Origin of the sequence: Mycolicibacterium grossiae, assembly GCF_008329645.1 — a bacterium.
Taxonomy (GTDB): domain Bacteria; phylum Actinomycetota; class Actinomycetes; order Mycobacteriales; family Mycobacteriaceae; genus Mycobacterium; species Mycobacterium grossiae.
Map to the genome: position 1 here is coordinate 3,628,264 of NZ_CP043474.1, position 20,174 is coordinate 3,648,437.

General features: G+C 71.2%; 22 protein-coding genes. 14 read left to right on the forward strand and 8 right to left on the reverse strand.

Features of this window, described 5'->3' with window-relative positions; translation table 11 throughout:
- Positions 1–12: 12 nt before the first annotated feature.
- The gene (locus FZ046_RS17530; RefSeq protein WP_070351519.1) at positions 13–1,179 is read left to right on the forward strand and encodes a zinc-dependent alcohol dehydrogenase; all 1,167 of its coding nucleotides are present in this window, start codon (positions 13–15) and stop codon (positions 1,177–1,179) included.
- Positions 1,180–1,181: 2 nt separating this feature from the next.
- Here the strand turns inward: FZ046_RS17530 and FZ046_RS17535 are convergent, their stop codons facing one another.
- Complete coding sequence (locus FZ046_RS17535; protein WP_125939661.1) at positions 1,182–1,790, reverse strand: Rv1733c family protein; 609 nt, start codon at positions 1,788–1,790, stop codon at positions 1,182–1,184.
- Between the two features lie 495 nt (positions 1,791–2,285).
- On the opposite strand from FZ046_RS17535, the gene FZ046_RS17540 reads away from it, so the two are divergent.
- Positions 2,286–2,543 carry a CDGP domain-containing protein gene (locus FZ046_RS17540; protein ID WP_070351517.1) on the forward strand — a complete coding sequence of 86 codons (258 nt, stop codon included), beginning with the start codon at positions 2,286–2,288 and terminating at the stop codon, positions 2,541–2,543.
- A gap of 63 nt (positions 2,544–2,606) precedes the next feature.
- Entirely contained in the window at positions 2,607–3,563 is a 957-nt protein-coding gene (locus FZ046_RS17545) for a TIGR03557 family F420-dependent LLM class oxidoreductase (protein ID WP_070351516.1), read from the forward strand.
- Here FZ046_RS17545 and FZ046_RS17550 read toward each other — a convergent pair.
- Positions 3,553–4,905, reverse strand: a complete 1,353-nt coding sequence (locus FZ046_RS17550) for an NtaA/DmoA family FMN-dependent monooxygenase (protein ID WP_070351515.1) — start codon at positions 4,903–4,905, stop codon at positions 3,553–3,555. The genes FZ046_RS17545 and FZ046_RS17550 overlap by 11 nt on opposite strands.
- Positions 4,902–6,074, reverse strand: coding sequence for an LLM class flavin-dependent oxidoreductase (locus FZ046_RS17555; protein ID WP_070351600.1), 1,173 nt, complete (start codon positions 6,072–6,074; stop codon positions 4,902–4,904). The genes FZ046_RS17550 and FZ046_RS17555 overlap by 4 nt, the downstream gene beginning before the upstream one ends.
- A gap of 238 nt (positions 6,075–6,312) precedes the next feature.
- Between FZ046_RS17555 and FZ046_RS17560 the strand changes: the two genes are divergently transcribed.
- Both FZ046_RS17560 and FZ046_RS17565 read left to right on the forward strand, forming a co-directional pair.
- Complete coding sequence (locus FZ046_RS17560; RefSeq protein ID WP_070351514.1) at positions 6,313–6,612, forward strand: WhiB family transcriptional regulator; 300 nt, start codon at positions 6,313–6,315, stop codon at positions 6,610–6,612.
- Positions 6,613–6,629: 17 nt separating this feature from the next.
- Positions 6,630–7,193: a rhodanese-like domain-containing protein gene (locus FZ046_RS17565; RefSeq protein WP_070351513.1), complete on the forward strand. Its 564-nt coding sequence runs from the start codon at positions 6,630–6,632 to the stop codon at positions 7,191–7,193.
- 16 nt (positions 7,194–7,209) lie between these two features.
- Here FZ046_RS17565 and FZ046_RS17570 read toward each other — a convergent pair whose 3' ends face one another.
- The gene (locus FZ046_RS17570; protein ID WP_070351512.1) at positions 7,210–7,785 is read right to left on the reverse strand and encodes a dihydrofolate reductase family protein; all 576 of its coding nucleotides are present in this window, start codon (positions 7,783–7,785) and stop codon (positions 7,210–7,212) included.
- Positions 7,786–7,947: 162 nt separating this feature from the next.
- Here FZ046_RS17570 and FZ046_RS17575 point away from each other — a divergent pair, with 162 nt between their 5' ends.
- Both FZ046_RS17575 and FZ046_RS17580 read left to right on the forward strand, forming a co-directional pair.
- Positions 7,948–9,027: a zinc-binding metallopeptidase family protein gene (locus tag FZ046_RS17575; RefSeq protein ID WP_070351511.1), complete on the forward strand. Its 1,080-nt coding sequence runs from the start codon at positions 7,948–7,950 to the stop codon at positions 9,025–9,027.
- 2 nt (positions 9,028–9,029) lie between these two features.
- Positions 9,030–9,353: a DUF3349 domain-containing protein gene (locus tag FZ046_RS17580; RefSeq protein ID WP_083297987.1), complete on the forward strand. Its 324-nt coding sequence runs from the start codon at positions 9,030–9,032 to the stop codon at positions 9,351–9,353.
- Here the strand turns inward: FZ046_RS17580 and FZ046_RS17585 are convergent.
- Both FZ046_RS17585 and FZ046_RS17590 read right to left on the reverse strand, forming a co-directional pair.
- Entirely contained in the window at positions 9,350–10,732 is a 1,383-nt protein-coding gene (locus FZ046_RS17585; protein ID WP_070351510.1) for an aspartate aminotransferase family protein, read from the reverse strand. The genes FZ046_RS17580 and FZ046_RS17585 overlap by 4 nt on opposite strands.
- Before the next feature lie 81 nt (positions 10,733–10,813).
- Complete coding sequence (locus FZ046_RS17590; RefSeq protein ID WP_070351509.1) at positions 10,814–12,304, reverse strand: CoA-acylating methylmalonate-semialdehyde dehydrogenase; 1,491 nt, start codon at positions 12,302–12,304, stop codon at positions 10,814–10,816.
- 162 nt (positions 12,305–12,466) lie between these two features.
- Between FZ046_RS17590 and FZ046_RS17595 the strand changes: the two genes are divergently transcribed.
- Genes FZ046_RS17595 through FZ046_RS17610 form a run of 4 tightly spaced genes read left to right on the forward strand, consistent with a single transcriptional unit; the run spans position 12,467 to position 15,928 of the window.
- Entirely contained in the window at positions 12,467–14,074 is a 1,608-nt protein-coding gene (locus FZ046_RS17595; RefSeq protein ID WP_070351508.1) for a PucR family transcriptional regulator, read from the forward strand.
- Positions 14,075–14,078: 4 nt separating this feature from the next.
- On the forward strand, positions 14,079–14,495 hold the full coding sequence (locus FZ046_RS17600; RefSeq protein WP_070351507.1) for a nitroreductase family deazaflavin-dependent oxidoreductase: 417 nt from the start codon (positions 14,079–14,081) through the stop codon (positions 14,493–14,495).
- Positions 14,492–14,977: a GAF domain-containing protein gene (locus tag FZ046_RS17605; protein ID WP_070351506.1), complete on the forward strand. Its 486-nt coding sequence runs from the start codon at positions 14,492–14,494 to the stop codon at positions 14,975–14,977. The genes FZ046_RS17600 and FZ046_RS17605 overlap by 4 nt, the downstream gene beginning before the upstream one ends.
- A gap of 60 nt (positions 14,978–15,037) precedes the next feature.
- Complete coding sequence (locus FZ046_RS17610; RefSeq protein ID WP_070351505.1) at positions 15,038–15,928, forward strand: SDR family NAD(P)-dependent oxidoreductase; 891 nt, start codon at positions 15,038–15,040, stop codon at positions 15,926–15,928.
- Positions 15,929–15,941: 13 nt separating this feature from the next.
- Here the strand turns inward: FZ046_RS17610 and FZ046_RS17615 are convergent, their stop codons facing one another.
- Positions 15,942–16,439, reverse strand: a complete 498-nt coding sequence (locus FZ046_RS17615) for a nuclear transport factor 2 family protein (RefSeq protein ID WP_070351504.1) — start codon at positions 16,437–16,439, stop codon at positions 15,942–15,944.
- Between the two features lie 143 nt (positions 16,440–16,582).
- On the opposite strand from FZ046_RS17615, the gene FZ046_RS17620 reads away from it, so the two are divergent.
- From FZ046_RS17620 to FZ046_RS17630, 3 genes are read left to right on the forward strand one after another with little or no spacing between them, the layout of a single operon-like run.
- Complete coding sequence (locus FZ046_RS17620; RefSeq protein ID WP_246182808.1) at positions 16,583–17,869, forward strand: molybdopterin-dependent oxidoreductase; 1,287 nt, start codon at positions 16,583–16,585, stop codon at positions 17,867–17,869.
- Positions 17,870–17,922: 53 nt separating this feature from the next.
- Positions 17,923–18,375 (forward strand): hypothetical protein, encoded by a 453-nt coding sequence (locus FZ046_RS17625; protein WP_070351598.1) that lies wholly within the window; start codon positions 17,923–17,925, stop codon positions 18,373–18,375.
- Positions 18,359–19,282 (forward strand): alpha/beta fold hydrolase, encoded by a 924-nt coding sequence (locus FZ046_RS17630; protein WP_083297985.1) that lies wholly within the window; start codon positions 18,359–18,361, stop codon positions 19,280–19,282. The genes FZ046_RS17625 and FZ046_RS17630 overlap by 17 nt, the downstream gene beginning before the upstream one ends.
- A gap of 4 nt (positions 19,283–19,286) precedes the next feature.
- Here FZ046_RS17630 and FZ046_RS17635 read toward each other — a convergent pair whose 3' ends face one another.
- The gene (locus FZ046_RS17635; RefSeq protein WP_070351503.1) at positions 19,287–20,078 is read right to left on the reverse strand and encodes an MBL fold metallo-hydrolase; all 792 of its coding nucleotides are present in this window, start codon (positions 20,076–20,078) and stop codon (positions 19,287–19,289) included.
- Positions 20,079–20,174 lie beyond the last annotated feature (96 nt).

The following is a 20,174-nucleotide window of genomic DNA, read 5'->3' on the forward strand; positions in this document are numbered from 1 at the left end:
CCGGAGGACGACATGAGGGCATTGGTCTGGAACGGCGTGAACGACCTCGCGGTCGAGACCGTGGACGACCCGAAGATCCTGAACCCGCACGACGTGATCGTCAAGGTCACGCTCACCACGACGTGCGGGTCGGATCTGCACTTCATCGACGGCTACATCCCCGGCATGCGGGAGGGCGACGTCTTCGGCCACGAGTTCATGGGCGAGGTGGTCGAGGTGGGCGCCGAGGTCGCGTCGACCACGGTGGGCACGCGCGTGGTGGTGCCGTCGTTCATCGCCTGCAACCGGTGCTGGTACTGCGATCACGACATGTACTCGCTGTGCGACACCACTAACCCGAACGCCGAGCTGCAGGTACCCATCCTGGGGTCGGCGACCGGCGGAATCTACGGCTACACCCATGAGTTCGGCGGCTACGCGGGCTCGCACGCCGAGTACGTGCGCGTGCCGTTCGGTGACGTGAATTGCTTCGCCGTACCGGACTTCGTCACCGACGAACAGGCGCTGTTCATGTCGGACGCGGTCCCGACCGGGTACATGGGCGCCGACTTCTGCGACATCTCCAGTGGTGACGTCATCGCGGTGTGGGGTGCCGGCGCCGTCGGTCTCATGGCGGCACGCTCCGCGCTGCTCAACGGCGCCGCCCGCGTCATCTCGATCGACCGCATCCCCGAGCGGCTCGCGCTGGCCGAGCGGCTCGGTGCCGAGACCGTCGACTACTCCGAGGTCGACAGCGTGCAGGAGGTGCTCCGCGAGGCCAGCGGCGGCCGCGGGCCCGACGCCGTGATCGAGGCGGTGGGGATGGAGGCGCACAGCACCGGGGCGCAGGAGGCGTACGACCGCGCCAAGCAGCTGCTGCGCCTGGAAACCGACCGCGCGGCGAGCCTGCGCGAGGCGATCATCGCCTGCCGCAAGGGCGGGATCGTGTCGGTGCTCGGCGTGTTCGGTGTGATGGACAAGTTCCCGATGGGCGCGATCATGAACAAGGGCCTGACCTTGCGGTCGGCGCAGCAGCACGGCCAGCGCTACGTCGCTCAGTTCTTCGACTACATCGAGCAGGGTGATCTGGACCCGTCGGTGCTGATCACCCACGACCTCCCGCTCGCCGACGGCGTCCGCGCCTACGACATGTTCAAGAACAAGACCGACGGGTGCATCCGGGTCGCGTTGCGTCCCTGACCTCAGCGGGTCGCGCGGCCGCCGCCGTCGCCGACCAGCAGCAGTAGATCGGCGTCCCAGGCACGGTGGCGCCGCCGGTCCAAGGCGCGACGCACCGCGGTGAGTGCTCCGAGGACGACGGCGAGAGCCACCGACCATGCCGCCACCGCGGCGCCGAAGGCATCCGCGCCGGCGTCGACGTGGGTGCGGGGCGCCCGGGTGACGTCGTTGCGATCATCGACCCACAGGTGCACGGCCTGGCCGTCGGCGACGGCGTGGTCGAGTTGGAGCGTGCGCTCCTGCGGGTGTCCCCGATCGGGTCCGGCGGCTGCGGTCCAGCGCACCCGCACCGAGTACAGCGGGGTCGCGTCGCCGAGGACCCGCTGCGCGTGGACGGCCACCGCGTCGACCGGATGACGGGTGGCGGCCTCCGCCGCGAAGGTCTCGAGTCGCTCGGCGTAGACGTCGTCGGCGAAGCGGCCGGCGACGAGGGCGGCGCCGATCAGGACGGCGACCGCGATCAGCACCGCCCAGCCGTGCACGCGATCGACGGGACGGATGAGGGGGTGGCGGCCGAAGGCGCGGAGGAGCCACCAGCGGTGTGCCAGACGGGCTGCCGGTCCTCGACTCATGCATCGATGGTCGCGCAGGACGGCTCGCGCGACCAAACTCGGCGACCGCGAGATCGGTCACACGTGTTCTGCTTCACCTTCATTCGCGCCGCACGCCCGGTCTGGAGCCATCGATGGGAGACGAAAGGTGCTGTGGCACAGCGTGTGTTGTGCGGCGAACACCTCCGCCTGGCGGCGTTCGTTGCTCCAGGGGGCGGACCAGCCGTCGTCGCCGACCCGCCACGCGGCCATCGCCCCGCTTCGACGCGACGACGCGTAGGAGTCCTTGCGAAGCAAACTAGTTAGCCCATTGTCGGCATCGGCTCGCGGCGCTATCCTCGACGGTGACTGTCGAGTCGCTGTGAGTCGACGCCCGGTCATCCGATGGGTGTGTTGACGTGCGAACGAGCCGGCTGAGGGGTTGGCCCTGTCTGCGCGCCACGGTGGATCGCCACACGCGTGAACTTCCGTCACTCCCGTCACGAACTTCATCCGCAGCAAACGAAGGAGTCGACGATGAAGACGATGGGTGCGTTCATGGCCGGCGCGCTCGCCGCCGGGGGCATCGCCCTCGCGACGGCCGCACCGGCGGATGCCGGATGTCAGGGTGGGTGGACCCCGTGGGGCGGGGGCACCACGTGCGACGGGCCGATCGCCGGCGACGGGTCGTTCCAGCGCTGCGTCACGGCCGGCGCAATGGGCTTCGGCGGGACGAACTGCTCGGTGATGAACGTCAACGACCTCGTCGGCCAGGTTCCCTACGTCGGACCCTGACGTCCGCCGGACGTTCTCCGGGTGCGTCGGTTACCGGTTTCGAATGGGGGTAACCGGGCGGTCATGTCGAAGATCGGTTACTTCCTGTCCTGTGAGCAGTTCGGCCCCAAGGAACTCATCGACCAGGCCAAGCGGGCCGAGGCCGCGGGATTCGACTCCCTGTGGATCTCGGACCACTTCCACCCCTGGAACGACGACCAGGGCCAGAGTCCCTTCGTGTGGGGCGTGCTCGGCGCGCTGTCGGAGGTGACGTCGCTGCCCGTCTCGACGGCGGTCACGTGTCCCACCATCCGCATTCATCCGGCGATCATCGCGCAGGCCGCGGCGACCGCCGCCGTTCAACTCGACGGACGCTTCGTCCTCGGCGTCGGCAGCGGGGAGGCGCTCAACGAGCACATCCTCGGCGATCCCTGGCCCTCGGTCGGCGTGCGCCTCGACATGCTCGAAGAAGCCGTTCACCTGATCCGCAAGCTGCACGAGGGCCGCGAGATCAGCTTCCACGGCGAGCACTACGAGGTGCAGGAGGCGCGGATCTACACGCTGCCCGACAAGCCCGTGCCGATCTACGTCTCCGGCTTCGGCCCGCAGGCCGCCGAGCTGGCCGGCCGCATCGGCGACGGCTTCTGCACCAACATGGCCGACGCGGACCTCATCAAGACGTTCCGCGACGCCGGAGGGCAGGGCAAGCCGGTGCAGGCGGGCACCAAGGTGAGCTGGGACCGCGACGCCGACAAGGGCCTCGAGATCGCCCACCGGCTGTGGGCCAACGAAAGCCTGCCGGGCCAGCTCGCTCAGACCCTGCCGCGCCCCGGCGACTTCGCCGACGCGATGAGCCTGGTGCCGCCGGAGAAGGTCGCCGAATCGGTGACGTGCGGACCGGACGTCGACGCCCACGTTGCGCAGATGCGGCAGTACCTCGACGCCGGCGTCGACGAGGTCTACGTCCAGCAGATCGGTCCGGACCTCGAGGGTTTCTTCGCCAGCTGGGAGAAGGACGTCCTGCCGCAGCTCAAGGGCTGACCGGCGCGGCGAGCCCGAGGTGCTCGCGCAGCGTGGTGCCCTCGTAGTCGGCGCGGAAGGCACGACGCTCCTGCAGCAGCGGCACCACCCGGTCCACGAACGGGTCGAGTCCGTCCGGCGTCACGTGGGGCACCAGGATGAAGCCGTCGCTGGCGTCGTGCTGCACCAGGTGGTCGATCTCGTCGGCGACCGTCTGCGGTGAGCCGACGAAGTTCTGCCGGCCGGTGACCTCGATGATCAATTCGCGGGTCGTCAGGTTCTCCGCCTCGGCCCGGGCCCGCCACGCGTTGGCCGTCGCGATCGGATCGCGGTGCATGCGGACGCTGGCGCGCCCGCGGGCGATGGTGTTCTCGCCGACGACCGGATCGACCGTGGGCAACGGCCCGTCGGGGTCGTGGTCGGACAGGTCGCGGTTCCACAGTTGTTCGAGGAACTTGATGGCCGTGGCGGGGGAGACCTGCGCCAGCCGCACGTCGTGGGCGATGTCGGCGGCTTCGGCGTCGGTGTCCCCGAGCACGAACGTCGCGGCCGGAAGGATGAGCAGCTCGTCGTGTCGGCGACCGTGCGCTGCCAGCCGGCCCTTGACGTCGGCGTAGAACGCTTGGCCCTCGGCGAGGGTGCCGTGCCGGGAGAAGATCGCGTCGGCGGCCGACGCGGCGAATTCGCGGCCCCGGTCGGAGTCGCCGGCCTGGAAGATCACCGGCCGGCCCTGGGGGCTGCGCGGCACCGTGAAGCGCCCACGGATGTCGAAGTGGGCATCGGCGTAGGCGAATTCGCCCGCACGGGGATCGGAGAGGAACGTCCCGCCGTCCTGGTCCGCCACGACCTCGTCACCGCGCCAGGAGTCGAACAGCGCGTGTGCCGCCGCGAGGAAGCTCTCGGCGCGTTCGTAACGCTGGTCTTCGGCGAGGAAGCCGCCACGGCGGAAGTTCTCGCCGGTGAAGGCGTCCCACGACGTCACGACGTTCCACGCGGCGCGACCGTCCGACAGGTGGTCGAGCGAGGCGAATTGCCGCGCCACCTCGTAGGGTTCGTTGAAGGTCGAGTTGATGGTGCCGGTGAGTCCCAGGCGCTCGGTGACCGCCGCGAGTGCCGCCAGCACCGTGAACGTGTCGGGCCGCCCCACGACGTCGAGGTCGTAGATCAGGCCGTTCTGCTCGCGCAGGCGCAGACCTTCGGCGAGGAACATGAAGTCGAACTTGCCGCGCTCCGCGGTGCGGGCGAAGCGGACGAACGAGTCGAAGTCGATGTGACTGCCCGACGCGGGATCGCTCCACACCGTCGTGTTGTTGACGCCCGGGAAGTGCGCTGCCAGGTGAATCTGCTTGCGCGGTCTGGTCATCGGTGATCCTGACTCGAGGCGTAGCGGTTGGCGGGACGGGACAGTCCCAGGACTGCCCGCAACGTGGATCCGGGATAGGAGGTGCGGTAGACCCCGCGGCGCTGCAGCTCGGGCACCAGGCCGTCGGCGATCGCGATCAGGTCGTCGGGCAGCGTGGCCGGCCGCAACCGGAACCCGGTGGCCCCGGCGGCGTGCCACTCCTCGAGGAGGTCGGCCAGCCCGGCGGGGGTGCCGACGAAGGCGTGGGCGTCGCCGGCGGGGCGGCTGCCGGCACGCTCGTCGAGCCGGGCGCGGCGGTCGGCGGCCTCGGCGTCGGTCTCGCCCAGATACACCTCCAGATCGGCGAAGACCCGGACCGGGGGGTCACCGGCGGCCCGCCGTGCGGCGACGGCCTCGACGATCGCCGTGACCCCGGCGGCGTCGCGCGGGGTCACGAAGCCGACGTCGGCGCTGCGCGCAACGAGGTCGTAGGCGAGGTCGCCGTGTGCCAGTGCCGCGACGACGGGTTGCCCCTGCGGCGGCCGCGGCGTGATCGACGGCCCGCGCACGGAGAAGAAGCGCCCCTCGAAGTCGATGTAGTGCACCTTCTCGCGGTCGATGAAGCGACCGGTGGCGACGTCGCGGATCTCGGCGTCGTCCTCCCAGCTGTCCCACAATCGTCGGACCACCTCGACGTAGTCGGCGGCCTCGTCGAGCAGGTCTGCGCCGGTGAGCCGGGTGACGTCGCGGCGACCGAAGTGCCGGGCGGCGTCCTCGGCGGCGGTCACCTGCACCCGCAGGCCGGCGCGACCGCCGCTGACGTAATCGAGCGTGGCGATGGCCTTCGACACGTGGAAGGGCTCGGTGTGCGTCACGACCGCGGTCGGTAGGAAGCCGATGTGTTGGGTACCCGGCGCCACCCGCGCCGCGATGAGCACCGCGTCGAGGCGTCCACGCACCCGGTCGGTTCGGTCGTCGGCGTGCCGCCCGTCGTCGGACTGTAGGGCCAACGCGTCTTCGATGGTGACGAAGTCGGCCAGGGCGCGCTCGGCGTGCGCGACGAGGTCGGCCCAGTAGCGGGCGGTCAACAGCTCGCGGGGCCGGGCGGACGGCTCCCGCCACGATGCCGGGTGCCACCCGGTGCCGTCCAGGGCGACGGCGAGGTGCAGGGACTGCTCATCTGAAGACACGGTGCTCGCTTTCGTCGTGCGCGATCCTTTCGAGACAACCGTGGTCGGCGCCCGGGTGATTCCGCGGTCGTCGACCCGGATGTCAGTCCGGGCACGGGCGTGCCGTCGTGACCAGCGCGGGGTGCGTCGGTCGGCCATGCGGGGCGATTCGACTCGTGCCGACGCGAAGTGCGGCGGGCTCGATTCACGGCGAGTCGATCTCTTCTCGGCCGTCGCGTCGGTCGCGAGACTCGATCGGGTGAGGGCGATCGATGACGGTGCATGGCAGACGCCTCGACCTCTGCTCGAGGAGTGGGATTGGCAGTACCGGGGGAGCTGCCGCCGACTGCCGCCGGAGGTGTTCTTCCCGGAGGACTCGGGGCGGACGGGGTTGCGGGCCCGCGAGGAGCGGGCGAAGGAGATCTGCCGGTCCTGCCCGGTGCTCACCGCGTGCCGCAGCCATGCGCTCGCGGTGCGGGAGACCCACGGCGTGTGGGGTGCGATGTCGGCGCGCGACCGCGCGAAGTTCCTCCTGACGCACGCCGAAAACGCTTCCTGAGCGACACGACGAAGGGAATGATCGTGACCACCATCAGCGCGCCGAAGCTGAGCGAACGGCTGGCCTCGGGGTCGGTCCGCATCGTCGACGTCCGCACGCCGGCCGAGTACGAGACCGCACACATCGCCGGCTCGCTCAACGTGCCCCTCGACGTGATGCAGGAGCGCACGCGGGACGTGGCCGAACGCGTCGGCGGTGACGCGGTGCTGGTCTGCCGGACGGGTCAGCGCGCCGAACGGGCCCGCCGCCTGCTGGCCGGTGCCGGCAACGACGGCGGCGTGGTCCTCGACGGCGGCCTCAGCGGCTGGGAGACCGGCGGATTCGACGTCGAGCGCGGCCATCGGCGATGGGAACTGGAACGCCAGGTGCGGCTGGTCGCGGGCTCGGTGGTCCTCGGCTCGGTGCTCGGTAGCGTCGCCGTGCCGAGACTCAAGTGGCTGGCGGCGGCCATCGGGGGCGGACTGACCTTCGCCGCGCTGTCGGACACCTGCGCGATGGCGTCGGCGCTGTCGAGGCTGCCCTACAACCGCGGCGCCGACTACGATCCGGAAGCGCTCGTCGCCGCGCTGTCCGCGTCGTGAGGCAGCCGTCGCGTCGTCATTGCCGCAGAAACGGCCGGTGAACGAGTTCGGTGATCCGGCCGTCGAGCGTACGGCTCTCGATCAGGTCGAGGTCGGCGTCGGCCGCGCCGCGGAAGATCGGCAGGTCCCCGGTGCGGCCGGTGAGGACGGGAAACAGGGTGACCTGGATGCGGTCGACGAGTCCGGCGGCCAGCAGTGCCCGGTTCATCGACGGACTGCCGTGCGAGCGCAACGGCACGTCGGACTCCTCCTTGAGCCGGGTGACCACCTCGACGGCGTCACCGGCGGCGAGCGTGGCGTCCGGCCAGTCCAGCGGGCCGCGCAGCGTACGCGACACCACGGTGGCCGGCAGCTGCCGCATCCGGGCGACCCACGGGTCGGCCGTCTCGACGGCGTCCGGCCCGAGCATGGCGGCGAAGTCCCGGTAGGCATTGCCGCCGAACACCATTCGCTGATCGTGCTCGTACTGCGCGAGGCGGTGGTCGAGGAATTCGGGGCCGTGCTTGCCCCAGTACCCGCCCCAGTCGCCCGCGCGGTAGCCGCCGAAGCCGTCGAGGCTACTGAAGACGTCGAAGGTGTAGATGGCGGTCATGGACCCTCCCGGGGATGCGTGGTCGTCGCGTTCGATGTGGGGACCGCGGGGATGGGCGGAATTCATCGGTGCGGAATGCCGCCGACCACGTTTGTGTTTCTTCGTCAGCGGCAATAGGTGTGCGGCGCGTGCCCTCGCGTCAGCATCCATCGAAGGACTCCCATGCGCGACTTCACGTGCCCGAACTGCGGGCAGCGGCTGACGTTCGAGAATTCGCTGTGTCTGTCGTGTCGGAGCCGGTTGGGGTTCTCGCTGCAGGACATGGCGCTGCTGGTGATCGCGCCGCCGGAGGACAGCGAGCCCACCGGCATGGTGCCCGAGAGCGAATACGAGTTGTGCGCGAATCGCCATCTCGCCGAGTGCAACTGGCTGGTCCGCAAGGACGCGTCCACGCCGCTGTGCGCGTCATGCGTGCTGACCCGGACGCGCCCGCAGGACGACGATGAGGCCGGTCTGGTCGCGTTCGCGGCGGCCGAGCACGCCAAGCGGCGGTTCGTCGCCGAGGCCTACGCGCTGAAGCTGCCGATCGCCGGTCGCGACGAGGACCCGGAGACCGGGCTGGCATTCGACCTGCTGTCGAGCACGCACCAGCCGGTGACCACCGGCCACGCGAGCGGGCTGATCACGTTGGATCTCGCCGAGGGCGACGACGTGCACCGCGAGCAGGTGCGGGCCTCGATGGACGAGCCGTATCGGACGCTGCTCGGCCACTTCCGGCACGAGAGCGGCCACTACTACTTCTACCGGCTGGTGAGTGGATCGCCGGCGCACCTGGAACGCTTCACCGAGCTGTTCGGCGACCCGGACACCGACTACCAGGCTGCGCTGAAGCGACACTACGACGAGGGGCCGCCCGCACAGTGGCAGCGTGACTACGTGTCCTCGTACGCCACGATGCACCCGGCCGAGGACTGGGCGGAGACGTTCGCGCACTACCTGCACATCCGGGCGACGCTGGATACCGCAGCGGCCTTCAGCTTCGCGCCGGCGAGCGCCACGTTCGAGCAGAAACTCCTGGGTCCGAGCGCGTTCGACACGCTGATCGACACCTGGCTGCCGCTGGCCTGGGCACTCAACATGGTCAACCGGTCGATGGGCAAGGACGACCTGTACCCCTTCGTCCTGCCGCGGGCGGTGCTGGAGAAGATGCGCTTCGTGCACACCGTGGTCGACGACTTCGCCAACCACCCCGACGCCAAGGCGGTCGCCCACCGCCGCGCCGCCACCGAAGTGCCGGCCTAGACATGGCGCTCGGCGACGGCTCGTCGGCCATGAGCCCGGTGGAGGCGCTCGCGTCGGTGTGCGCGGCCTACCCCGGCGGGGTGGTGCCCGGCGTCGACTATCTCGCGCTGCTCACCGTCCTGCGCCGGCACCTGTCGGTGGACGACGTCGAGCGCGTCGCCACCGAGCTGGTGGTCCGGGGGCTGAACGCCCTGACCGGTGTCGACCTGCGGGCGGCGCTCACCGGTCTGCCCGACCGCGGCGCGGCCACGGGAGACCTCGACCGCGTGACGGACCGGCTGACCGCCGCCGGCTGGACCGGCGCCGGCGATCAGCCGGCCGGCTAGAGAGCGGCGTCGCCCGCGTCGAGCGCGGCGTCCAGGATGTCCAGCCCGGCGTGGGCCTGCTCGTCGGTGACGATGCACGGCGGCACGACGTGGATCCGGTTGAAGTTCGCGAACGGCAGCAGACCGTTCTGCTTGCACGCGGCGATCACCGCGTTGACCGCGGGGCTGCTCGACCCGTACGGCGACAACGGTTCCCGGGTCTGCTTGTCCTTGACCAGTTCGACGGCCCAGAACACGCCGGCACCGCGGACCTCGCCGACGCACGCGTGCTTGGCCTCGATCTCGCGCAGTCGCGGGCCGATCACCTCGGCCCCGACGCGGGCTGCGTTCTCGACGATGCCCTCCTCGGCCATCGCCGTGATCGTGGCGACCGCGGCCGCGGTCGCCAGCGGGTGACCCGAATAGGTCAGGCCGCCCGGGTAGGCGCGGTGGGCGAACGTCTCGGCGATCGCGTCGTTGATCGCGACGCCGCCGAGCGGCACGTAACCGGAGTTGACGCCCTTGGCGAACGTGAGCAGGTCGGGCACGACGTCGAAGTGGTCGATGGAGAACCACCTGCCGCTGCGGCCGAACCCGGCCATCACCTCGTCGGCGATGAACACGATGCCGTACTCGTCGCACAGCGCGCGGACGCCCGCGATGTACCCGGGCGGCGGGATCATGATGCCCGCGGTGCCCGGGATCGACTCGAGGATGATCGCGGCGATCGTCGACGGACCCTCCATCCGGACCGTCTCGCGCAGGTGGTCGAGCGCGCGTTCGGTCTCCTCGGCCTCCGTGGTGGCGTAGAAGCGCGACCGGTACAGGAACGGACCGAAGAAGTGCACGATGCCGGCGTTGCCGTGGTCGTTGGGCCAGCGCCGCGGGTCGCCGGTCAGGTTGACCGCCGTCTCGGTGCCGCCGTGGTAGGAGCGGTAGCGGCTGAGCACCTTGTAGCGCCCGGTGTGCAGGCGGGCCATGCGCACCGCGTGCTCGACGGCGTCGGCGCCGCCGTTGGTGAAGAAGACCTTGTTCAGATCACCGGGCGTGCGCTCGGCGATGAGGCGCGCGGCTTCGGAGCGGGCATCGTTGGCATGCTGCGGCGCCACCGTGCACAGCTTGGCGGCCTGCGCCTGGATCGCCGCGACGACCTTCGGGTGCTGGTGACCGATGTTGGTGTTCACCAACATCGAGGAGAAGTCGAGCAGTCGGTTGCCGTCGCCGTCCCAGACGTAGCACCCCTCCGACGCCGTGATGGTCATCGGCGAGATCTCGGCCTGCGCCGACCAGGAATGGAAGACGTGGGCACGGTCGAGTTCGTAGGTGCGGGCGGCCTCGGCGCGCGCGGCGTCGGCCGACAGGCCGTTCGGCAGGGTGGCGGCCTCGTTGGTGAGAGTCATGGCTGAAGTCCTTCGATTCGAACGCCGACGCACGGTGGTCACGCCTTCGGGGAACGCGACCACCGTACTCCCGGCGGCTGGTCACTGGTTCTGCGGGAACCCGAGGTTGATGCCGCCGTGGCTGGGGTCGAGCCAGCGCGCGGTGATGGCCTTCTGGCGGGTGAAGAACTGCACGCCGTCCATGCCGTGGGCGTGGCTGTCGCCGAACAGCGAGGCCTTCCAGCCGCCGAAGCTGTAGTAGGCCATGGGCACCGGGATCGGCACGTTGATGCCGACCATGCCGACCTGCACCTCGTTCTGGAAGCGCCGCGCGGCGCCGCCGTCGTTGGTGAAGATCGCCGTGCCGTTGCCGTAGGGGTTGGCGTTGACCAGTTCGAGAGCCTCGTCGTAGGTATCGACGCGCAGCACCGAGAGCACCGGGCCGAAGATCTCGTCGGTGTAGACGCTCATCTCGGTCGTGACGTTGTCGAGCAGGGTGGGACCGAGCCAGAAGCCGTCGGCGGCGCCCTCCACCGACACCTGGCGGCCGTCGAGGACCACCTTGGCGCCGTCGGCCTCGCCGGCGTCGACGTAGGAGGCCACCTTGTCGCGGTGCGCCTGGGTGACCAGCGGACCCATGTCGGAGTCCTTCGTACCGTCACCGGTCTTGATGCCGGCGGCCCGCTCGGCGATCTTGGCAACCAGATCGTCGGCGATCGGGCCGACCGCCACGGCGGCGGAGATGGCCATGCAGCGCTCGCCGGCCGAGCCGAAGCCCGCGTTCACCATGGCGTCGGCGGCCAGATCGAGGTCGGCGTCGGGGAGGATCACGGCGTGGTTCTTGGCGCCGCCGAGGGCCTGTACGCGCTTGTCGTGGGCGGTACCGGTGGCGTAGACGTACTTGGCGATCGGGGTCGAGCCCACGAAGCTGACCGACTTCACGGCGGGATTGGTCAGCAGCTCGTCGACCGCGGTCTTGTCGCCCTGCAGGACGTTGAACACGCCGGCAGGCAGCCCGGCCTCGGCCCACAGCCGCGCCAGCCACAGCGACGCCGACGGGTCCTTCTCCGAGGGCTTGAGCACCACGGTGTTGCCGGTGGCGATGGCGATGGGGAAGAACCACATCGGCACCATCGCCGGGAAGTTGAACGGCGAGATGATGCCCACGACGCCCAGGGACTGGCGCACCGAGTACGCGTCGACGTTGGTGGAGGCGTTCTCGGTGAAACCGCCCTTGAGCAAATGCGGGATGCCGCAGGCGAACTCGACGACCTCCTGGCCGCGGGACACCTCGCCGAGGGCGTCGGAGAGCACCTTGCCGTGCTCGCTGGTGATGATCGCTGCCAGCTCGTCCTTGCGGGCGTTGAGCAGCTCGCGGAACGCGAACAGGATCTGGGTGCGCTTGGCGAGCGACGTGTCGCGCCACGCCGGGTACGCCGCGGCCGCGGCGTCGATCACCGCGCGGGCGTCCTCGACCGACGCGAGCGCCACCGCGCCGGTGACCTCGCCGGTCGCCGGGTTGGTGACCGGCGCCGTGGAGCCGGACGTGCCGGCGAAGACGTCGTTGTTGATCCAGTGTTCGATCGTGCTCATGGCAGGCCCTCGGTTGGTCGTGTCGGAATGGGGGAGCCTCGGATGGGGGACACCCGAACCAGCCGCGGTGCTGGCAGTGCTGCCAGCGATCCTGACACCGTCCGGTGCCGGTGCGCCCCGACGATCCGTAACGCGTTCGCCATTGCGGCTTACACTTCGTCAGTGCCGCCCACCATCGCCGACGTCGTGGCGCTGCCCGTCGTGGCACGCGGTGACCCGGAGGTGCTCAGCGACGCACGGGCGGACGAGGAGATCCGCTGGGTGCACGTCGGCGACGTCGCCGACCTCTCGACGTTGCTGCAGGGCGGCGAACTGCTCCTCACCACGGGTGCGCCGCTGCGCACGGCCCCGGAGGCCTACCTGCGCGGGCTGGCCGACGCGGGTGCACTGGGCGTCATGGTGGAACTCGGCGCGGCGCTGCCCGCGGTGCCGCCGGAGGTGGCAGCCCTGGCCCGGAACCTGCGGCTGGCTCTGATCGTCCTGCACCGCGAGATCAAATTCGTCGAGGTCACCGAGGCGGTGCACCGGCGCATCGTCGCCGAGCAGTACGAAGAGGTGGCGTTCGACCGGCGCGTGCACGAGGTGTTCACCGAACTGAGCATGAAACGGGCGTCGGTGGCCGGCATCGTCGACGCCGCCGCGCGGATGCTCGACGAACCGGTGGTGCTGGAGGACCTCGCCCACCGGGTGTTGGCCACCTCCGCGACGGGGCCGTCGGCGGCCGCGGTGCTCGAGGACTGGGAGGCGCGGTCGCGGCGGGTGCGCGGCAGCGGCGACGACGGCTGGGTGCTGACGCCGGTCGGTCCCCGCACCGAGGAGTGGGGACGGCTGCTGGTGCCGCGCGTGCCCGTCGACGAGGGTCGGACCACGCGCGTCCTGGAGCGCGCCGCGGCGGCGCTGGCGCTGCACCGGATGATCGAGCGGGACCGCTCCGGACTGCAGCAGCAGGCGCAGAGCGGGCTCATCGACGACGTCACGCGGGGCCGCATCACCGACGGACGCGAAGCCGCCGCGCGGGCGCACGCCCTCGGATTGCGCAGCGCCGCAAGCTATCTCCCGTTGGTCGTCAAGACCGACGACCTGCCCGACGCCGACGACCCGGTGGCCCGGCAGCGGCGCAACGTGGGCCTGCTCGACACCGTCGCGCACACCGTGAACGCGGCCGGGCACACCGGCCTGTTCGCCATCCGCCGCGACGGGGAGGTGGCCGTCGTGCTCGCCCCCGCCCAGCACCGCGGCGGCGAGGATCGGCTGCTGTCGGTGCTCGGTGCGGACGTGCGCCGCGAGGTCCGCCGCGTGCACGACCTGCCCGCCGTCCTCGCGGTCGGACCGGCGGCCACCGACGTCGTGGACGCCGTGCACGCCTTGGCCGCCGCTGCGCACGTTGCGGAGGTCGCGGTGGGAATGACGTTGCCGCGCGACTACTTCCGCGCCTCCGACATCCGATTGCGGGGCCTGCTGTCGCTGCTGCGCGACGACCCGCGGGTGCAGGGTTTCGCCGAGACCGAGCTGCACGCGCTGCTGGCAGCGCCGGACACCGCCCACCCCCCGCACCTCGAGGTGCTGCGCGAATACCTGCGCTCCGGCGGCAACAAGGCGGCGCTCGCGGCGCGCCTGCACGTCAGCAGGCCCGCGCTCTACGCGCGGCTGGCGGCCATCGAACGCATCCTCGGCGTCGACCTCTCCGATGCCGAGTCCGTCACCTCGCTACACGTGGCGATGCTGGTGCTCGACGCACGGCGCAGCGCCGGTCCCCGCGAACTACAGTGAGCCGATGGCGGACGACGAGAAGGACTTCAACGCGCGCAACATCGCCGAGTTCCGGGCGAACCACGGTCGGGTGGGCGGTCAGTTCGAGGGCGCGCCGCTGCTGATCCTGCACAGCACCGGCGCCAAGAGCGGCGCACCGCGGGAGAACATCATGATGTACCTGCCCGACGGGGATCGCTACCTGATCTTCGCCTCCAACGCGGGCCGCGATCAGCATCCCGGCTGGTACTTCAACGTCACCGCGCAGCCGCGTGTGCGCGTCGAGGTGGGCGACGAGACGATCGATGCCGTGGCCACGGTGCTCGACCGCGCCGAGCGCGACGAGAAGTACGCCGAGCAGGCCCGCCGCTACCCGGGCTTCGCCGACTACGAGCGCAACACCTCGCGCGTCATCCCGGTGGTCGCGCTCACCCGGGCGTGAGCCCGGCCGTCTACCGTGCACCGCTGCGATCCCGACGCGACGACATCGCACCGGGTGATACTTTGCGGCGCGCACTGCGGTTGGGCCTTTGCGGGTTCGGCGGCCGACTCGACCCGCCACCGCTGGACCTCGAGGCGGCCGTGTGGTCGGCCGCAGCGCAGCACGACGAGCGCCTGGCCCGCCGCATCGCGCGGTTCGCCGACGCGCCGCATGGCTCCTTCGCGTGGACCCGTGACGCCGACGGCGGGTTCCGGCTGGGCCGGTTGACCGGACCGTGGCGCTACGACGCGGCCCGCGAGGCCGAGGCGGTCGATCTCGTCCACGTCCGGCCGTGTCACTGGCGTGATGCGACCGTCGGGGCCGCCGAGGTCCCCGCGGCGGTGCTGGCCACCTTCGCCCGTGGCGGCCGCAACCTCCAGCGCATCCACGGCGGCGCGGTCCTCGAGGCGGCCACCGAGCAGCTGTGGGACCGACTGTCCTGACCCCACGTGTCCACACCGGTGTCACCGGAACCGACGTCGACCGTCGGTAGGGTCACCTCCGTGACGACGAAGTGGACGCCCGACCGGCTCGGCGACCTGTCCGGACAGCGCATCATCGTGACCGGCGCGACCAACGGCGTGGGGCTCGGCACCGCTCGCGCCCTGGCCGCGGCAGGCGCGCACGTCATCCTGGCGGTGCGCAACACCGAGTTGGGCGCTCAGCGCGCGGCCGAGATCGGCGGATCGACGTCGGTCATCCGCCTCGACCTCGCCGACCTGTCCTCGGTGCGGGCGTTCCCCGACGCCCTCGACGGCGACGTCGACGTCCTGGTCAACAACGCCGGCGCGGTCAGTCAGCATCACCGCGACACCGTCGACGGGTTCGAGATGACGATCGGCACCAACCTCCTGGGCCCGTTCGCGCTGACCAACCTCCTGCTGCCGAGGGTCCGCGCGACGATCGTCAACGTGGGTTCCGACGCCCACAAGTCGGCGACGCTGCGGCTCGACGACATGCACCTGCGCCACACCCGGTGGAACGCGATGGGCGCCTACTCGCGGTCCAAGCTCGCCGTCATGCTGTGGGGACTGGAACTCGACCGCCGGCTGCGGGCCGCGGGGTCGCCGGTGGTGGCACAGCTGACCCATCCGGGCTGGGTCGCCTCCAACCTGTCCAACGTGTCCGACGCCCCGCTGATGTCCCTGTTCCACCGCGGCGTGCAGGCCGTCGGGGGACTGCTGGCCAACGACCTCGACGCCGGCGCGGCGCCGACGCTGTACTGCCTGTCCGAACCCATCCCGCCCGGTAGCTACGTCGGCATCGACGGCGCGTTCGGGCTGCGCGGCGGCCCCGTGCTGGTGGGGCGGTCCGCGGTGGCCTGCGACTACGAGCTGGCGGCCCGGATCGTCGCCTTCGCCGAGCGCGAGACGGGCACCACGATCCCGGTGTGACGGGCCGGCTGCGCTACCCGGCCATGCGCCGCGCCAGGACGCTGCCCGCACGGCGCATCCGGTCGGTGATCCGTACCGACAGCACGGCGTTGAACAGGTCCTCGCGCAGCCGGGTGAGTGCCGACGTCTTGATCCGCCACTCACCGTCGATCTTGACGTAGGTCTCGTGGTAGTGCCCGTAGCCGGCGAGGTTCAGGCCCGGGCCCAGCCGCACGACGTCCTGCAGCGCCCACACGCCACGCGCCGTAGTCGGCGACGTCACCTCGATCTCGGGGGCGTGGACCTGGTGCACCGTCGGCTTGCTCGGCGAGCCCAGCGTCGAGCGCAGGAACGCGACGAACTCGTCGGCGCCGGTGATCACGACGCCGCCCGCCCGGCTGGTGTCGCTGATGAAGTCGTCGGTGAACAGGGCCCGCCAGGCCGTCCAGTCCTTGGCGTCGAGGAACCGGCAGTAGCGCGCCTTGAGCTGTTTGATCGCCTCGATCTCGACGAGCGTGGCGGCGGGATCCATGCGGCTCCTTCGTGGGTCTCGACCCGAATGCGACGATGCGGTGCCCGTCAGTCTTTCGTCATGGGCCGCTTCCCGGGCCACGATCGGCGAAACCGGCGCCCGCGGCTCTACAGTCGGTGGGGGCCGAGGATCGAGGGGACGACGTGGACGACCGTGGCGAGGCGCCGAAGGCCGACGTGCGGCGTCGGGCACCGCGCATCCGGTGGCGCAGTCCGCTGCGAGGTCCGTGGTTCACCTCCGTGCTCGGTCTGGTGCTGCTCGTGACGCTGCCGATCGTCATCCTGACCGGCCTGCTGTCCTGGATCGCCTACGGGCCCCGGTTCGGTCAAGCCATCCCCGCCGACGTCGGGTGGTTCCGGCTGCCGATCTTCGAGTGGCCGGCCAGCCCGTCGTGGCTGTACCGGTTGACCCAGGGACTGCACGTCGGTCTGGGCCTCGTCTTGGTCCCGGTGGTGCTGGCCAAGCTGTGGTCGGTCATCCCGCGGCTGTTCGCGTGGCCGCCGGCCCGGTCGATCGCTCAACTGCTGGAACGTGTTTCGCTGCTGATGCTCGTCGGCGGCATCCTCTTCGAGATCGTGACCGGCGTCCTCAACATCCAGTACGACTACGTCTTCGGGTTCAGCTTCTACACCGCGCACTACTGGGGCGCGTGGATCTTCATCATCGGGTTCGTCGTGCACGTCACGCTCAAGATCCCGCGGATGGTGGCCTCGCTGCGGACCATGTCGTGGCGGGAGGTGCTGCGCACCCGGACCGCGGATACCGCGCCCGAGCCGACGGACATCGACGGACTCGTCGCCGCCGATCCGGATCCGCCCACGATGAGCCGCCGCGGAGCCCTGGCGGTGGTCGGCGGGGGAGCGGTGCTGGTCGCGGTCCTCACCGCCGGGCAGACGCTCGGCGGTGTCACCCGGCACCTCGCCCTGCTGCTCCCGCGCGGACGCGACCACGGGCCGGGCCCCAACGACTTCCAGATCAACCGGACCGCCCTGGCGGCGGGCGTCGCGGGCGACGCCACCGACCCGCGCTGGCGGTTGACGGTGCGCGGCGGGCCGGCGCCGGTCGTGCTGGACCGGGCGGCGCTGCTGGCGATGCCGCAGCACACCGCGCGGTTGCCCATCGCGTGCGTCGAGGGGTGGTCGACGACCGAGACCTGGACGGGCGTGCGACTGGCCGATCTCGCGCGTCTCGCCGGCGTGCCCGAACCCGAGGCGACGCTGGTCACGTCCCTCGAGCGGCGCGGCGCCTTCAACCGGGCGACGTTGCAGCGCAACCAGGTCACCCATCCCGACGCGCTGCTCGCGTTGCGCGTCAACGGCGTCGACCTGTCAATCGACCACGGCTACCCGGCGCGCATCATCGTCCCCGCCCTGCCGGGCGTGCACAACACCAAGTGGGTGTCGGGCATCGACTTCGGAGCGCCGACGTGACGACCTCGCGCCTGACCCGGTTCTACGGCGCGCACGCCGGGCACCTCGTCCTGATGCTCGCGGCGTTCGCGGCGGCGGTCGCCGTCCTGGTGACCGTGGGCCCGGCTGCGCTGTGGAACCCAGCGTCGTGGTGGCAGTCGATCGCCGTGTGGTTCGTCGTCGCCGTCATCGCGCACGACCTGATCGCCTTCCCGGTGTACGCCCTGGCGGACCGCCTCGCGGTGGCGGTCGACCGGCGTCCGCGGCGGCGGCCGGCGGCGGTGAACCACGTCCGGCTGCCGGCCATGGCCGCCGCACTGACCTTCGTGCTGTTCCTGCCCGGCATCATCTCGCAGGGCAGACCGGCCTATCAGGCGGCGACGGGGCAGACCCAGGAGCCGTTCGCCGCACGTTGGCTGTGGCTGACCCTCGCCTTCTTCGCGGTCAGCGGGATCGCTTACCTCATGCGCTTTTTCGCCGCCCGCCGGCGCACCGCGGGCCGGGCGGACGATGCGTCGCCGCGCTGAACGATGCGCGGCGCTCGTCGCCACCGCAGTGCTGCTGAACGGGTGCGGCACGGCGACCGACGCGGCGCCGTCGGAGTGCGGAGCACCGCCCGCCGGCTTCACCGGCCGCCAGGTGGCGGTCGACGGCGCCACGATGTACGCCGTGACCGGTGGGCACGGGCCGGCAGTGGTGCTCCTGCACGGGTTTCCGGAGACGTGGCAGACGTGGCGCGGTGTCATGGCGTCCCTCGCGCCCGAGCACCGGGTCATCGTCCCCGACCTTCTGGGCGTCGGCTGCTCGTCGTTCGCGCCGCGCTACGACGCCGACGCCATGGCCGACGCCGTCCACGCCGTCGTCCGAGCCGAGGGTGTCTCGCCGGTGGCCGTCGTCGGACACGACACCGGAGGGTGGGCGGCGTACGCCTACGCGCGCTCGCACCGCGGCGAGGTCAGCCACCTCGTCCTGTCGGGCGCGGTGCTCCCCGGTTTCGGACTCGACCGATTGCTCGACTCCCCGGGAGGTCTGCCGCATCTCGCCTTCTTCGGCCGGCCGGAGGCGCCGGAATCGTTGATCAGCGGTCGCGAGCGGGAGTACTTCGGCCGCTTCATCGGCAGCGAGACCATGGCGCGCAGCGGCATCGTCGACGTCTACGCCGCGTCGTACGCACGTCCCGGCCGCCTCACGGCCGCCCTGGGGCAGTACCGCGCGCTGCACGACGACTCCGCGGCCAACGCTGCCGGCGCCGGCGCGCCGCTCGCCATGCCGACGCTGGCTCTGTCGGGCGGCGGCCGTGATCCGCTGGTCGCCGACTCGTTGCGCCGCGTGGCCGACCGGGTCGCCGAGACGGCGATCCCCGGCGCCGGACACTACGTGCAGGAGGAACGGCCGGACGAGGTGGCCGCCGCCCTGGCGGCCTTCCTGCGCTGAGGCGTCAGCCGCCGGCGTGCAGCGCGCGGGCCTCCTCGAGCAGCGTCGGGTCGTGCGCGGAGACGAGGAGCAGATCGTCGTCGCCGCGGTGGTACAGCTCGGCGAGCCGCGCGTGGTTGTCGCGCACTCGGCGGCGGTCGAACGCGCTGACCTGCTCGGCCAGCCGGATGCTCAGCGGAACCGGCGTGCGCCCGTCGACGGTGCCGCGGTAGTAGAAGGCGTCGCCGCAGTGCAGGACCCAGCGCTCGCCGGCGTCGACCGCGACGCAGGCGTGCCCGCGGGTGTGACCGGGCAGCGGCACCAGGGCGATGCCCGGCGCGATCGCGGTGAGTTCCTTCGCGGCCGCGAACCCGCGCCACGGCTCGCCCGCGGCATCGTGGGTGACCAGACGCGGCCCGTGCGACCACTGGGCGCTGCGGAACCGGAAGCGCTCGCGGCGCGTCGGTGCCGTGACCGCTCCGGTCACCTCGTCGGCGGTGACGTGGACGAGCGCGTCGGGGAAGTCGGCGAGGCCACCGATGTGGTCGATGTCGAAGTGGGTGACGACGACGTGCCGCACGTCGGCGACGTCGTAGCCGAGGCGCTGCACCTGCCGGGCCGCCGTCTCGTCCGGGTCGAGCCGCGGACGCAGCAGCGGCCGCAGCGGCCCGATCCGCGTCGGCGTCGCGCAGTCGCGCAGCCCGAACCCGGTGTCGACGAGCACCAGACCGGCGTCGGTCTCGATGAGCAGAACATGGCAGACGATCGCCGCACCCGGGGAGTCCATGGAGCCGCAGTTGAGGTGGTGGACGCGCACCCGTCGAGCATCGACCCCGCGGTGCTGCGGGACAAGCCCGGGATCTCGCGGTGTGGTCGCGACGAGATTGCGGTCAGGGTCGTGATTTGCCTGATT